The 14534-nt window shown below is 67.4% G+C and carries 9 protein-coding genes; 5 read left to right on the top strand and 4 right to left on the bottom strand.

Annotated features, from left to right (window positions below; genetic code table 11):
• The first annotated feature begins 46 nt into the window (after positions 1-46).
• Entirely contained in the window at positions 47-811 is a 765-nt protein-coding gene (locus AC07PZ_RS14165; RefSeq protein WP_495295745.1) for an ABC transporter ATP-binding protein, read from the top strand.
• 120 nt (positions 812-931) lie between these two features.
• On the opposite strand, the gene AC07PZ_RS14160 is transcribed toward AC07PZ_RS14165, so the two are convergent.
• Positions 932-1906 (bottom strand): Bug family tripartite tricarboxylate transporter substrate binding protein, encoded by a 975-nt coding sequence (locus tag AC07PZ_RS14160; RefSeq protein ID WP_495295744.1) that lies wholly within the window; start codon positions 1904-1906, stop codon positions 932-934.
• 92 nt (positions 1907-1998) lie between these two features.
• Positions 1999-3063, bottom strand: a complete 1065-nt coding sequence (locus AC07PZ_RS14155) for a CDP-6-deoxy-delta-3,4-glucoseen reductase (protein WP_495295743.1) — start codon at positions 3061-3063, stop codon at positions 1999-2001.
• 39 nt (positions 3064-3102) lie between these two features.
• Between AC07PZ_RS14155 and AC07PZ_RS14150 the strand changes: the two genes are divergently transcribed.
• The 4 genes from AC07PZ_RS14150 to AC07PZ_RS14135 all read left to right on the top strand — a co-directional run bounded on the left by AC07PZ_RS14150 (position 3103) and on the right by AC07PZ_RS14135 (position 8800).
• Positions 3103-4035, top strand: a complete 933-nt coding sequence (locus AC07PZ_RS14150) for an SDR family oxidoreductase (RefSeq protein ID WP_495295742.1) — start codon at positions 3103-3105, stop codon at positions 4033-4035.
• Positions 4036-4146: 111 nt separating this feature from the next.
• Positions 4147-5412 carry a cation:proton antiporter gene (locus tag AC07PZ_RS14145; RefSeq protein ID WP_495295741.1) on the top strand — a complete coding sequence of 422 codons (1266 nt, stop codon included), beginning with the start codon at positions 4147-4149 and terminating at the stop codon, positions 5410-5412.
• Between the two features lie 124 nt (positions 5413-5536).
• Positions 5537-7000, top strand: coding sequence for a sensor domain-containing diguanylate cyclase (locus AC07PZ_RS14140; RefSeq protein ID WP_495295740.1), 1464 nt, complete (start codon positions 5537-5539; stop codon positions 6998-7000).
• A gap of 141 nt (positions 7001-7141) precedes the next feature.
• Positions 7142-8800 (top strand): putative bifunctional diguanylate cyclase/phosphodiesterase, encoded by a 1659-nt coding sequence (locus tag AC07PZ_RS14135; protein WP_495295739.1) that lies wholly within the window; start codon positions 7142-7144, stop codon positions 8798-8800.
• 112 nt (positions 8801-8912) lie between these two features.
• Here AC07PZ_RS14135 and AC07PZ_RS14130 read toward each other — a convergent pair whose 3' ends face one another.
• A complete protein-coding gene (locus tag AC07PZ_RS14130; protein WP_495295738.1) occupies positions 8913-13337 on the bottom strand; it encodes a cellulose synthase subunit BcsC-related outer membrane protein in 4425 nt (1474 codons plus the stop codon).
• A complete protein-coding gene (gene bcsZ / locus AC07PZ_RS14125) occupies positions 13313-14533 on the bottom strand; it encodes a cellulose synthase complex periplasmic endoglucanase BcsZ (protein WP_495295737.1) in 1221 nt (406 codons plus the stop codon). Before bcsZ ends, AC07PZ_RS14130 begins: the two co-directional genes overlap by 25 nt.
• Between the last annotated feature and the right edge of the window lies 1 nt (position 14534).

Raw genomic sequence — 14534 nt, 5'->3', positions numbered from 1 at the left:
GGTTCCGCGGTATTTCTGAAACAGACATGACGCTGGAAGCTATCTGATGAACGAAACAATGACTCCCGTGGCGGTGCCGGCCGCCACCAAGCCGGCGGGCAAGGTGCTGTTGAAGGTCAGCGGCCTCAAGGTCGCCTACGGCGGCATCCAGGCTGTGAAGGGCGTGGACTTCGAGGTGCATGAAGGCGAGCTCGTCTCGTTGATCGGCTCCAACGGTGCCGGCAAGACGACCACCATGAAGGCCATCACCGGCACGCTGCCGTATGCCGATGGCGACATCCAGTTCCTGGGGCGCAGCATCAAGGGCCGCGGTGCGTGGGACCTGGTGGGCGAAGGCCTGGTGATGGTCCCCGAGGGGCGCGGGGTGTTCACGCGCATGACGATCACCGAGAACCTGCAGATCGGCGCCTACATCCGCAACGACAAGGGCGGCATCGCGACGGACATCGAGCGCATGTTCACGATCTTCCCGCGTCTGCGCGAACGCAAGGACCAGCTGGCCGGCACGATGTCGGGCGGCGAGCAGCAGATGCTGGCGATGGGCCGGGCGCTGATGGCGCAGCCCAAGGTGCTGCTGCTGGACGAACCTTCGATGGGCCTGTCGCCGATCATGGTCGACAAGATCTTCGAAGTGGTGAAGACCGTGTACGACCAGGGCGTGACCGTGATGCTGGTCGAGCAGAACGCGAGCCGTGCGCTGCAGCTGGCCGACCGCGGCTACGTGATGGAGTCCGGCCTGATCACCATGAGCGGCGACGCCAAGGTCATGCTGAACGACCCGAAGGTCCGCGCCGCGTATCTGGGAGAGTGACCCCTGGCCGCACCGCGCGGCCTTTGACTTGCCAGAAACACCGCGGAACCGGCTTCGCCGGGCCGCCGGTGTTGCCCCCGGAAGGGGGTGGTGGCTACGCGAAGCGAGCAAGCCTGGGGCTCAGTCGACTTTCGCCCCGCTGACCTTGACGACTTTTTCGTACTTGGCCAGCTCGCTCTTCATGAACGCGCCGAATTGTTCCGGCGTGTTGCCCACCGGTTCGGCCAGCAGCGTGGCAAAGCGCGCCTTGGTTTCCGGCGTATGCAGGGCCGCGATGAAGGCCTGGCTGAGCTTGACGACCACGTCGTGCGGCGTGCCGGCCGGTGCGACCAGGCCCCACCACGTGTCGATCGAGAAGCCCTTGAGCGTGTCGGCCACCGGCGGTACGTTGGGCAGCGCGCTGCTGCGCTCGAGCGTCGTGACCGCGATCGCCTTGAGCTTGCCCGAACGGATGTTGGGTGCGGCCGTGGCGAGGTTGTCGAAGTTGAAGTCGACCTGGCCCGACAGCAGCGCGAGCTGGGCCGGGTTACCGCCGTTGTACGGGATATGCACGGCGAAGATGCCGGCCTGCTGCTTGAACATCTCGCCTGCGAGATGGCCCGCGCTGCCGTTGCCGCCGCTGCCATAGTTCAGCTTGCCGGGGTTGGCCTTGGCATAGGCGATCAGGTCGCCGAGGGTGTTGATCTTGAGCCGCTGGGCGGTTTCGGCGTTCATCACCAGCACGTTGGGGACGCGGACCATCTGGGTGATGGGCGTGAAGTCCGTTGCCGCGTTGAACGGCATCTTGCTGTAGAGCCATGGGTTCACCGCATGCGTTGCCGTCGCGGCCAGGCCTATGGTCAGGCCGTCCGGCGCCGCCTTGGCGACCGCATCGGCGCCGATGTTGCCGCCGGCACCCGGCTTGTTGTCGATGATCACGACGCCGAGCGCATCCTTGACCGCATCGGCCAGCACGCGCGACGTCACATCGAGCGGACCGCCGGCTGCGTAGGGCACGATGAGCCGGATGGTGCGCTGCTGCGCCGATGCCTGCGTCGTGGCCGCCAGCAGTGCGGCCGCCGACAACAGCGAGAGAAGGAAGTGCCTGGAATTCATGGTGTCTCTTTTGGTCTGGGGCTCTTGTCCCGAGCCTCGTTGTCCCTGTCGTTGAAAGTCACTGCGGCGTTGCCGCCACGCCCGTGCCCAGCTCAGGGCACGGCCTTGTCGGCCTCGGTCGTGAAGGCATCGGCGTAGAACTCGTCCTCGGGCAGGCCGGCTTCGGCCACGTAGTCCCGCTTGGCCGAGTCGACCACGATCGGTGCGCCGCAGGCGTAGACCTGGTGGCCCGACAGGTCGGCGAAGTCCTCCAGCACCGCGCGGTGGACGAAGCCGGTGCGGCCGGTCCAGTTGTCCTCGGGCACTGCGTTGGAGATCACCGGCACATAGCGCAGGTTCGGCATCTCGGCGAGCTGCGTCTTCAGCCAGTCGTCCATGTAGAGGTCTTCGGGCCGGCGTCCGCCCCAGTAGACCGTGGCCGGCCGGTCGACCGCCTTGAACTTCATGTGCTCGATCAGTGCCTTGATCGGCGCGAAACCGGTGCCGGACGCGAGCAGCACGATCGGCTTGTCGGACTCCTCGCGCAGGAAGAAGCTGCCGTACGGCCCTTCGATGCGGAGGATTTCCTTCTCCTTCATCGCGCCGAACACGTGGTCGGTGAACTTGCCGCCGGGCATGTGGCGGATGTGCAGCTCGACGCCGGTGCCCGGTTCGCTCAGCGTGTGCGGCGCATTGGCCATCGAGTAGCTGCGGCGCGAGCCGTCGCGCAACAGGAATTCGACGTATTGCCCGGCATGGAACTGCAGCGGCTCGCCGGCCGGCAGTTGCAGGCGCAGCTGGATCACGTCGTGCGATTTGCGCACCAGCGACAGCACCCGCGCCGGCATCTTGCGAATCGGGAAGGCGCCGAGTTCGGTGACCTGGCGCGACTCGAGCATCACGTCGCTCTGCGCCGTCGCGCAGCAGGTGAGCACGAAGCCGCTGGCTTCTTCCTCGGCGCTCAGGGCCTTGCTCTGGTGCGGGCCGTGCGTGACCTCGCCCGACAGCTTGCGGCACTTGCACGAACCGCAGGCGCCGTCCTTGCAGCCATACGGCAGGCCGACACCTTGGCGGATGCCCGCGGCGAGAATGGATTCGTCTCCCTGGGCCAGGAACTGGCGGCCACTGGGTTCGACGGTGATCTGGAAGCCTGCCGCATTCGGCGCTGCACTGGTCATGGGGATTTTCTGAACGGAACTCGAAGGGGAGAACGGATTTTGCCTTCAATCAGTCATCCGCTCGGCGCACGGCCCGCCCGTTTCCGCCGCGCGAGGGTCTTGATCGTCGGATGCGGCGACGTCGGCCTGCGTGTGGCAGCGCCGCTGGCCGGCCGCGTCAGGCTCATGGCGACCACATCGTCGCCCGAACGCCTGGCCGTGTTGCGAGCCGCAGGCGCCACGCCGATACGGGTCGATCTGGACGTGCCGGCCAGCCTGCGGCGGCTGGCCGGACTGGCGACACGCGTGCTGCACCTGGCGCCACCTGCCAACGTGGCGGAGGGCGCCGGATGGTCGCGGGACCTGCGAACGGCAGGCTTGCTGCGCGCGCTTCGGTTGCGCACCTTGCCGAAGGCCTTGGTCTATGGCTCGACCAGCGGTGTCTACGGCGACTGCGGTGGCGCGCGCATCGACGAGACGCGCGCCGTCGATCCGCATACGCCGCGCGCGCACCGGCGTGTCGACGCCGAGCGCCGGGTGCGCCAGTTCGGCCGGGCCGGCGTGGCCGTGCGGATCCTGCGCATTCCGGGGATCTATGCACCCGACCGGGAAGGCGGCACGCCCCGCACGCGGCTGCTCAAGGGCACGCCGGTGCTGCGCAGCGAGGACGACGTCTACACCAACCATATCCACGCCGACGATCTGGCGCGCGCCTGCCTTGCAGCGCTGTGGCGCGGCGGCGCGCCTCGCGTCTTCCATGCGAGCGACGACACCGACATGAAGATGGGTGACTACTTCGATTTCGCGGCGGACCTGTACGGCCTGCCCCGGCCGCCGCGCATCGCACGCGACGTAGCGCAAACACAGTTGCCGTTGTCGATGCTGAGTTTCATGGGCGAGTCGCGGCGGCTCGACAACGCACGGCTGAAGCGCGAGCTGCGTGTGCGGCTGCGGCATCCGACGGTCGCCAGCGGTCTGCGCCCTGTCGATTGAGCGAGACAGCGCCGCGCTGGCGGCACCTGGCGTTGCCGGTCAGGGGGCCGTACAGATAATGCCAACCGGACATGGCCGCTTCGGCCCGGTCGAACACCCAGGTGCCAGCGCATGACCACTGCCCAGCTCTCCGTCTATTTCTTCCTCCAGATCGCGGTGATCATCACTGCATGCCAGTTGGTGGGGCGCCTGGCGCAGAAGCTGGGGCAGCCGCAGGTCGTGGGCGAGATGATTGCCGGCGTGGCGCTCGGTCCGTCGCTGCTGGGCTGGGTCTGGCCCGAACTGCAGCGTGCCGTCTTCCCCAAGGAGACGCTGGGCATGCTCTACGTCGGCGGGCAGCTCGGCGTCGGCATGTACATGTTCCTGGTCGGCACGGAATTCCGCTCGGACCACTTCCGCAGCCGCTTCCGCAGTGCCGCGGCCGTGTCCGCTGCCGGCATCGTGGTGCCGTTCGTGCTGGCCTTTGCCATGATCCCGTGGCTGCACGGCATTCCGGGCCTCTTCGCCGCCAAGGCCAAGCCCATGGAGGCCGGGCTGTTCCTGGGCGCCGCCATCGCCATCACGGCCTTCCCGATGCTGGCCCGCATCATCCACGAGCGCGGCCTGGCCGGGACACCGCTCGGCACGCTGGCGCTCACGGCCGGCGCGGTCGACGACGCGGCGGCCTGGTGCATCCTGGCCATCGTCCTGGCGAGTTTCGGCGGATCGTGGGGCGGTGCCTACGCGGCCATCGGCGGCGGCGTGGCCTTTGCCCTGTTCATGATCTTCATCGGCTCGCGGTTGCTGCGCGGACTGGCGCGCCACGTGCAGCCCGACGCACCCCTGAGCTCGACGCTGCTGGCGACGGTGCTGGTGCTCTTCGCGCTCAGCGCGTTCGCCATGGACGCGATCGGCATCCATGCGGTCTTCGGCGGCTTCCTGCTGGGCGCGGTCTTGCCGCGCGGGGCGCTCACGCAAAAGCTGCGCGAGCAATTGCAGCCCTTCGTCGTGATCTTTCTGCTGCCGATGTTCTTCACCTATTCCGGGCTGAATACGCGCATGGCGGTCCTCTTCGAGCCGGGCATCCTGCTGGCCGCTGCGGCGATCCTGGCCGCCTCGTTCTGCGGCAAGGGGCTGGCATGCTGGGCCGCGGCCCGGCTTTCCGGGGAGGCCGGCAGGGACGCGATGGCGATCGGCGCGCTGATGAATGCGCGCGGGCTGATGGAGCTGATCATCATCAACATCGGCCTGCAGGCGGGCGTCATCGAGCCGGGCTTGTTTGCGGTGCTGGTCCTAATGGCCATCGCGACCACGCTGATGGCCACGCCGCTGTTCAACTGGATCATGCGCAGGCAGGCGTCGCCCGCACCACAGTCGAAACCGGTACTCGAATCCTGAAAAACAGCGGCTCATCGTGTGCCAAAGTGGCGTATTCACCCACCAACTTAGGAGGAAACGAATTGTTTCCGAGGGTTGGGCGGCATGACAATTGCGCTTGGGAATTTCCAGGCGCCGCAAACGAATGTCACCCTCTACCGATCTCGATGCCATGTTCGATCTCGCGCCCGTGTCGCTCTGGCTCGAGGACTACAGCCGACTCAAGCAACTGTTCGACGAATGGCGTGCCGAAGGCGTTCAGGACCTGACCGCCTATCTGACCGAAGATCCGTCGCGTGTACGCGAATGCCTGTCCACCTACCAGGTGCTTCGCGTCAACCAGGCGACGCTGAGCCTGTTCGCGGCATCTTCGCAGGACGAGCTGCTGTCGCGGCTCGACAGCATTTTCCGCGGCGACATGACCGCCTCTGCGCTGTACGAGCTCAATCAGCTGTGGCAGGGCAACCTGAGCGTGCAGACCCAGACCGTGAACTACACGCTCGATGGCCGCCGGCTCGACGTGCGCGTGCGCATCCGCATGCTTCCGGGCCATGAGACGAGCTGGGACCGCGCGCTCATTTCGCTTGACGACATCACGGCCGAAGTCGCTGCCAAGCGCCAACGCGCCGACAGCGAGCGCCATGCGCGCAACCTCTTCGATCATTCGCCGGTGTCGCTCTGGGTCGAGGACTTCAGCGTGATCAAGCGCCTGCTCGGCGATATCCGTGAGCGCGGCATCACGGACTTCTCGACCTTCATCAAGGTGCATCCGGAGTTCGTCACGCGCTGCATGCAGGAAATCCGCGTGATCGACGTCAACCGCGAGACGCTCCACATGTTCGGCGCGACCGACAAGAAGATGCTCCTGCAGAACATCCCGCGCGTGTTCCGCGACGAGATGCGCGACTCCTTCGCCGAGCAACTGCAGGATCTGTGGAACGGCAAGACGCTGCAGCAGCGGGAGGTCGTCAACTACTCGCTGACCGGGGAACTGATCCACATCCACATGCAGTTCTCCGTGATGGCCGACCATCTGGCCCATTGGGATCTCGTGCTGGTGTCGCTGATGGACATCACGGCGCGCAAGAAGGCCGAGGCCTACCTGGAGTATCTGGGCAAGCACGACGTGCTGACCCAGCTCAACAACCGGACCTTCTACACGGAGGAGTTGAATCGGCTGTCGCGCAAAGGTCCGTGGCCCGTGTCGGTGCTGGCCATCGACCTGAACGGGATGAAGCAGGTCAACGACGAGAACGGGCATGCCGCGGGCGACGGCCTGTTGCGACGCGTCGGCGAAGTGCTGGCCAAGGCCGTCGATTCACCGGCCTGGCCTGCACGCATCGGCGGCGACGAGTTCGCGATCCTGATGCCCGCGACCGACGAGCGCGGTGCGCAAGCCGCGCGCGACCGCGTGGCTTCGCTGCTCGAACTCAACAACCAGTTCTATGCCGGCCAGACCGGCCTGACCCTCAGCCTCGCGGTGGGCATGGCGACCTGCCATGGCGCCAACGACACGCTGGATGCCGCGCTCCTTCGTGCCGACCGTGCGATGTATGAGGACAAGGCGCGGCACTACCGTGAACATGAGATGGACCGTGATTCACGCTGAGTCCAGCGGCGTCGCATTTGCACAAATAGTGCACAAAAATGCCCTTTCGAAAGACGCTTTGGATCAACAATAGCTGCCCGTCCGCGAAATGGCGGCCAGTGTCTTTCTTCGTTCTATAGCCCACCGATTTCTCGTTCAACAATGCCCTCCCGCGTCGTCGCCGGTCACTTCAAGGTTTGCGACGGGCGGATTCTCTGGGCCGACGAGGACGCGCACAAACTGCTCGGATACGCCCCCGGCGAACTGGCCGACCTGCCGCTGGTCGACGTGTATGCCTCGCCCTCGGGCTCGGCAGGAACCACGGGCAACGAGATCCCGGTCCCGGCGCTCGGCGTGATCGAGTACCCCGGTGTCACCCTGCTTGGCAGCCATGGCAGGGACGTGCAGGTCGACATGCGCGGCGAGCGAATGGAAGACCGCTGCATTCTCTGGACCTTCGCGCTGAGCTCGCGCGGATTGCGCGGCGAACGGCTCGACGTGCTGTCGCGACGCGATCCACTGACCCGCCTGCCCAATCGCATTCCTTCGGTCGATGAACTCGACCAGACGCTTCATGTCCATGCCGGCCATCCAGGCCGCCTGCTGGCCGTCTGCTATCTGGACATCGACCGGTTCCGTGACATCAACGACCGCTTCGGACCCGAAGGTGGCGATGCCGTGCTGCGCGAGGTGGCGCGTCGCCTCAAGGCCGCTGCACCATACGACGCGACGGTGGCGCGGATCGGCGGCGACGAGTTCGCGCTGGTGCTTTCCTTCACCGGTCGAAAGCAGTGCGAGGAATTCGCCGAACAACTGCTCGCACGGCTCACGCATCCGTATCGGCTGCAGGACCGGTTGGCGCGCCTTCGTGCCAGCATGGGCGTGGCGCTGATGCCCTATGGCGAACAGGAAACCGAGGTGATGCTGCAGCACGCGCAGAACGCGGTGTTCCTGGCCAAGAGGCCGGGCGGCAGCAACATCCATTTCTTCGACGCGAGCCAGGCACGCGACGAGCAGCAGGAGCGACAGGTCTTGCTGGCCATCAAGGAAGGCTTGCAGCGCAATGAATTCCTGCTGGCCTATCAGCCCAAGGTCGACATGCGGTGCGGCGTGGTGATCGGCTTCGAGGCGCTGATCCGCTGGCAGCATCCGGAGCGCGGTCTCCTGCAGCCGGCCGAGTTCGTGAACCTGATCGAGGATCACGAGCTGGTCGAGGATCTCGGCGACTGGGCCATCGGCGAGGCCGTGAGCCAGGCGGCCGAATGGCTGAGTCTGGGTGTGCAGACCGCGGTGAGCGTCAACATCAGTGCGCGGCACATGCTGCGGCCCGACTTCGTGCAACGGCTCAACTTCCACCTCGGGCGCTTTCCGCAGCTGCCGGCCGGCGTGCTGGAACTGGAGATTCTCGAGACCACCGCGATCAAGGATTTCGCAGCCGTGTCGCAGTTCATCACGGCCTGTACCGAGATGGGGGTGCCGGTCACCATGGACGACTTCGGCACCGGCTATTCGTCGCTGGCCTACCTGCGCCGTCTGCCATTGAGCTCGCTGAAGCTCGACCAGTCCTTCGTGAGCGGCATGCTCGATGATCCGGAGGACCAAGCGATCGTCAAGGGAATCCTCCTGTTGGCGCAGGCGCTCGGACGCAAGACCATCGCCGAGGGCGTCGAGTCCATCGCGCACGGCGATGCGCTGCTTGCGCTGGGCTGCAACCTCGGACAGGGATACGGGATCGCCAAGCCGCTGGCGGCAGCCCAGGTTCCGGCATGGATCGCGGGCTTCGAAAGCAATCCGCCTTGGGGGCGCGGCTCCGATTGCTGACGTGGCGGGCGTGCACCGCGCACCGCCCGTCCGACTTGATCCTCCAGACGAAAAAAGGGCCCGAAGCGGGCCCTTTTTTTGTGGGTCGGCGATCTCTCGCCGACGTGCGGCTTCAGAGCAGCGGCGTGTACGGCGACGTGACGGGGTTGAGCGTCGTGCCCATGGTCGGGTTGGCGAACGAACTGCCTTCCCCGAACATGTACCGCAGGTAGATACCGCCCGTCAGTTGGCGATAGTTCTGCGCATTGTTCAGGCCGACCGTTCCGCCCAGGTAGAGCTGAGGCGCCACCTGGTACTCGAGCACGCCTGCCACGTTGTAGGCCAGGCCGGTGTGCGAGGTGCCGGGGTAGATGCCCGTGAACGTCGTGGTGGTCAGCCCGAGTGCCGTGGCGGCTGCCGCGGAACTTGCCGCATTGGCCTGGCGCGTCGCATCGTTCGGGAAGTAGTTCGCATCGTCCTGCTTGAAAGCCTGGATGCCCAGCGACGCGTTGACCCGCCACGACAGCCGGTTGTTGCGGCCTTGCCAGTCCACCGGGAAGGCCACGCTCACATAGCTCTGCGGGCTGAAGTAGCCGCCGTGGCCATAGGTGAAGTAGCTCAGGTTCTTGTCGTAGCTCATCAACCCGATGTTCATGCCGGCGGTGAGGGTGTTGCCCGCGCCGCGCAGCAGGTGCATGTAGAGCCCGCCGCCGCCTTCCACGCGGCTGTTGCTCTGCACGTTCGTGCCGGTCACCGAGTGGTAGGAGCCGTAGCCGTAGACACCGAAGGTGCCGTCGTCGTGCGTCATGTCCATGCGGCCGCCGGTGGCGATGATTCCGCCCCATTTGTCGCCGGTGCGGCGGTCTTCCGTGCCTGCGAAAGACAGCAGGCTGTCCGTCACCGGCTTGCGCGACAGGTCGGCCTTCAGGGACAGGTTGTCCGTCAGGTTGCCGCTGTAGGTCACGTTGCCGATCACGTTGCTTTCCTGGAAGCCCAGTGGCGTCGTGCCGATGTTGGCGGACAGATGCTCGGTCTCGACGCCGACGGCCAGGCCGAGGCCGCTGGCGTTCTGCGAATCGGGTGCACGCACCGTGCCGAGCGCCTGGTTGAGTGCGCCCGATGGCCCGCTGCCGAAGCGGCTGGTCGTGGAGTAGTCGGAGCCCAGCGTGCCGGCGTCGATCACCGTCGGCGTCGCGCTGACGACGATCTTGGTACCGCTGCCACCGATCGGGATGCGCGCCTGGATCGGGATCTGCAGGTCCGACAGCTTGCTCATGCCGTCTTCGCCCGCGCGGTTGCGGTAGACGGTACCGACGCTGACCGAGGTGCTGCGCTCGGACTGCAGCGACTGCAGTTCCGACAGCAGCGGATTGGTCGGCGTGCGCAGCGGTGCATTCCAGCCCGGCGCACTGGGCAGGCTCGTCGCTGCGCGCGGCTGGCCGGGCACAGGCAGGCTGTCGGCCATCGAGGCTGCAGGATAGGCCGGGTAGGCCGGCGCTTGAGCCATGTTGGTGCCCGCAGGCGTCTGCCAGGTGTTGATGTTGTTGGCGGCGTTCGCCGTGGTCGTGCTGCGCGCCGCCGGCAGCGTGGCCGAGGTGCGCACGCGGTTGGCATTGGTGCCGGTCGCCGCGTTGCTGGCCACGGCGTTGCGTGCCGTCGTGGCTGTCGTGCGTGCGGTCGACGTGCTGTTTTGCGCGGTCGCGCCGGGAGTGGTCCACGGCACCACGCCACCGCTTGCCGCGACGGCTGCGCCCGCATAGTTCGGGTAGGCACCGCCGACGTTGGCCGGCGCGACGGCCGTGCCGGACATCGGCAATGCCATCGCTGCCGGCAGGGCGGCATTGTTGCCACGCATGCCCGCGAACGGGGACGCAGGCGTGGCTGGCGCCGCCGCCGGTGTCGAGGTCTGGAACAGGCCGAAGGCCGCTCCCGACGGCGCACCGCCGGTGATGCCCGCGAACGGATTGCCCGTCGGACGTCCACCGCCGGCCGATGCCAGGCCCACGCCCGTCGCGGCCCGGTTCTCCGCCGCCACGGCGGCGCGCAGATACTGCTCGGCGCGCGTATGGTCGCCGGCGCCGCGGTACACGCGGCCTGCGGCTGCAAGCACGCGCGACTGATCGGGCGCCTGCTTGAGCGCCGCCATCGCATAGGCCTCGGCGCCTGCGTTGTCCTTGATGGCCGTCGACGCGGAGGCCGCGGCGAGCAGCGTGTCGAGATCGGTCGGCGTGCGCTGCAGGACACGCTGGTAGAGCGTCAACGCTTGCTGGTCGTCGCCGGCTGCGGTGTAAAGCCGCGCCAGCGCGCCCATCACCTGCGGGTCGTTGGGTCGCTCGGACAACACCGGCGCCATCGCGTTGTAGGCGGCCTCCAGGTTGCCGGCCTCTCGCAGCGCGTCGGTCTGGCGCAGGCTGTAGCTGGTGCGCAGTGCGTCGAAGTCGCTGCGCTGCGCCGGTGTCATCGGCGAAGCCTGCAGCTGGCGCAGCACGGCGGCCAGCTCGATGTCCTGCTGCGTCTTCATCAGGATCGATGCGTAGAGCAGGCGGTCGCTGATCGGCGGATTCGGGTTGCGCGTCAGCAGCTGACGGCTCATGGCCAGGGCACGCGGCGTGTCGCCGATGTCCGCATAGGCGTTGGCGAGCTGGCCCCAGATCTCGGTGGGCATGTCATTGCCCAGCAGCGATTCGGTCTGCGCGAGCACATTGCGCGCGGCACCGTTCTGGCCCTGACGCGCCAGTGCTTGCGCCTGCTGCGCCTGTCCGAGCGCCCACAGACGGCGCTGCAGCTGCGTCATGTCACGCGTGCGCGAGCCGGCCGGCACGCGTTCGAGGTACTGCAGGCCGCCGATCGGATCGCCGGCGTCGGACGCCAGCAGCGCGCTGGCATAGAGCGCATCCGGCATGTCCGGCTGCGACAGCAGGAGGCCGTCCATCACGCCGCGCGCCTGCGCCGCGAAGCCCTGGCGGCGGTACAGGTTGGCAAGGTCGAGGCGGATCCACGGGCTGTCCGGCGCGATCAACAGCGAATCTTCCAGCGTGCGCTGTGCACCGACCAGGTCGCCCGCATCGATCTGCTGGCGTGCCTGCGCACGGGCCTGCTCGACGCGCGCGGTCTGCAATCCGCCGATCTGGCTGGCCTGTTCGGGCGTGAGCCGCTGGGACAGTGCGAGCGCTTCGTTGCTGCGGCCGGTCTGGCTGTAGACGCCGATCAGGCCACGCAGCGCCTGCGGATCGTTCGGCTTCGCCTCGAGGATGCGGTTGTAGCCTTGTTCGGCCTGCGTGAAGTCGCCGTTGGCCGAGCGGATGTCGGCCAGCGCGATCACGCCCGAAGGCTCGCGGCCGTCGATGCGCACCGCGCGCTCGTACAGCGCCAGCGCGTTGCCGAGGTCGCCGTTCTGGCGCGCCGTGTTGGCCTGGCCCATCAGGTTCCAGTAGCTGGCGCTCGCGAGCGCCTGCGCCCATTTGCGGTTGCCGCCGCGCGAGGCCTGCTCGAGCAGTTCCTGCGCTTCACCGAAACGCTCCTGCCGCAGCCGGATCAGGCCAAGGCCGCCGGTCGCATCGCTGTCGCCCGGCTTGATCTTCAGCACCTGCTGGAAGCGGGCCTCGGCCGTGGCTTGATCGCCGCGGTCGAGCGCCTGGAAGCCCTCGCCCAGCGGCGCACCGGCCAGCTGTGACGCCGACGGCGGCGCTGGCGGTGGCGCCGCCACCTTGGGCGCGGTCAGGCTTTCGAGCCGCGCCGTCACGGCCGGATCGGCACCGCCGGTCAGGAAGTCGCGGTACAGCGTGGCGTCCGGGGCGCGGGCATCCAGCCAGATCAGCGCCTGACGCCAGTTGGCGCGCGCGGTGGTGCCGACGCCGGGTTGCTTGCTCAGCTCCGCCAGGTTGCGGATGCCTTCGCGGCGCGTGGGCTCGCGATAGGTCTGCAGTTGCGCGAGCGCAAGCCGCACGTTGAGGTTGTCGGGGCGATCCTTGGCGAGCTGTTCGAGGCCGCGCCGGCCTTCGTCCCAACCCTGCGGCGTGCCGCCGAGCACCTGGTAATACTCGAAGGCCAGGTTGTCGGGCACCGGCCCGTTGCCGATCACGCTGCGGTAGAGCTGCACGGCTTCGGCCGAACGGCCGGCCTGCGAGGCGGCGCGGGCGCGCTGCAGGTCGCTCGACGGGGCCGTGCCCTGCGACGCCTGCTGGCGCAGCCGCTGGGCGCGCGCATCGCTCGGGTGGGCCGTGTTGAAGCGTGTGACCCAGGTACGTGCCGCTTCGGCGTTGCCGCGCGACAGCTCTACCTGCGCCATGCCATAGAGCGCATCGGCCGATTGCGGGTCGACCCGCAGCAGCTTGCGCCAGCTTTCCTCGGCGAGGTCGGCGCGGCCCATGTTCTGCCAATAGGTGCCTTGCTCGACGAGCGCGGCGTTGGCGTCGGCCTGGGCATGCACTGCGCCGCTGGCACACAACGCGCCGAAGATGCCGATGCACGCCATCAACTGGCTGGCCGTGGAGCGGCGCGTCTTCAGGCGCTTCGCAGGGCGGGTATCCGGGCTCATGCCGGCCGGTCGGGTGGACATAGGAGTCTCCAATTGGGTTGCAGTTGGCCGGATTTGCTGAACGCATACCGGCCTTCGAGCCAGCTCAGACCGAAAAGAATCAACATGCGCTCGTAGTACGGGAGAGGCGATGGCGCGCCCGGTGCCGAACTGGTCGCCAGACGGTTGCGCACGCGCGTCGCCTGGACGTCGACTGCAGCGGTGAGGTTTTGCGCCTTGAGGTAGGGCAGCAGTGCGCCTGCGAATCCGACGCCTCCGCTACCTCGCATCGCACCGGTCGCGGTGTCGACGTACTCCGGCGGCATGGTCTGCTGCTCGATCGCGCGGCGCGGGCCGTACAGCGTCTTCAGCAGCAGCGCGCGGGCCGGGTCCTGTCGATGCAGCATGCCGGCCCAGAGATAGACACGGATCGCGTCATAGCCACCGATGTTCGGCTTCTTCGGGTCGGCGACGAAGGTCTTGTCGTCTTCGGACCAGGCACACCAGTCCGGCGCGTAGCCCTGCGGCGACACATTGCTGAGCATGCGCACGGTGTTCTGGGCGATCTCGTTCCAGGGGCCGCCCGGGTTGTCTTCCGCAAGCCGCCGCAGCAGTTGCAATGGCAGGTAGCTCGGGTTGAGCCGCCAGTCGGGGCCGGTCGCGACCGAACGCGGCCAGGGCAGCAGGATCTGGCCCAGGCCCGGCAGCTTGATCACCTCGTCCTTCGCCACCATGGCGAGCATGGCGCGAGCCAGCTTGTGGAGCGACGGGTCCTTCCAGAGCCGCGATGCCTCGATCAGGGTGTAGGAAATCCACAGGTCCGAGTCGGCGGCCGAGTTGCTGTCGAGCACACCCCATCCGCCTTCGGGCTTCTTGCCCCATTGCCATGACGGCAAGCGTTTCGCGAGGTCGCCGTCCGCCAGGTTCTTGTGCGTCCACTCGAGCACGCGGTCGAAGGTCGGGCGGTCGTTGTGCACCAGCGCGAAGAACAATCCGTAGGACTGGCCTTCCGAGGTCGACTGCTGCTGCGGCGTGTCGAAGTCGACGATGCGGCCGTCGGCCTGGATGTGCCGGGTCGCGAACGTCGTCCAGTCGGACACGCTCAGGCAGTTGCTCGCGGCCGTCTGCGCCCACGAAGGCGCCGCCGCGACGAGCGGCAGCAAGGCCGTCGCCTGCAGCAGGCGACGACGGCCCGCAAGCACGGGTTCGCGAAAGGCGTCGAAGTCGGGTTGCGTCATT

Source organism: Variovorax sp. GW821-FHT10B04 (genome assembly GCF_059415645.1).
This window is presented reverse-complemented; position numbering and strand designations above follow the sequence as displayed.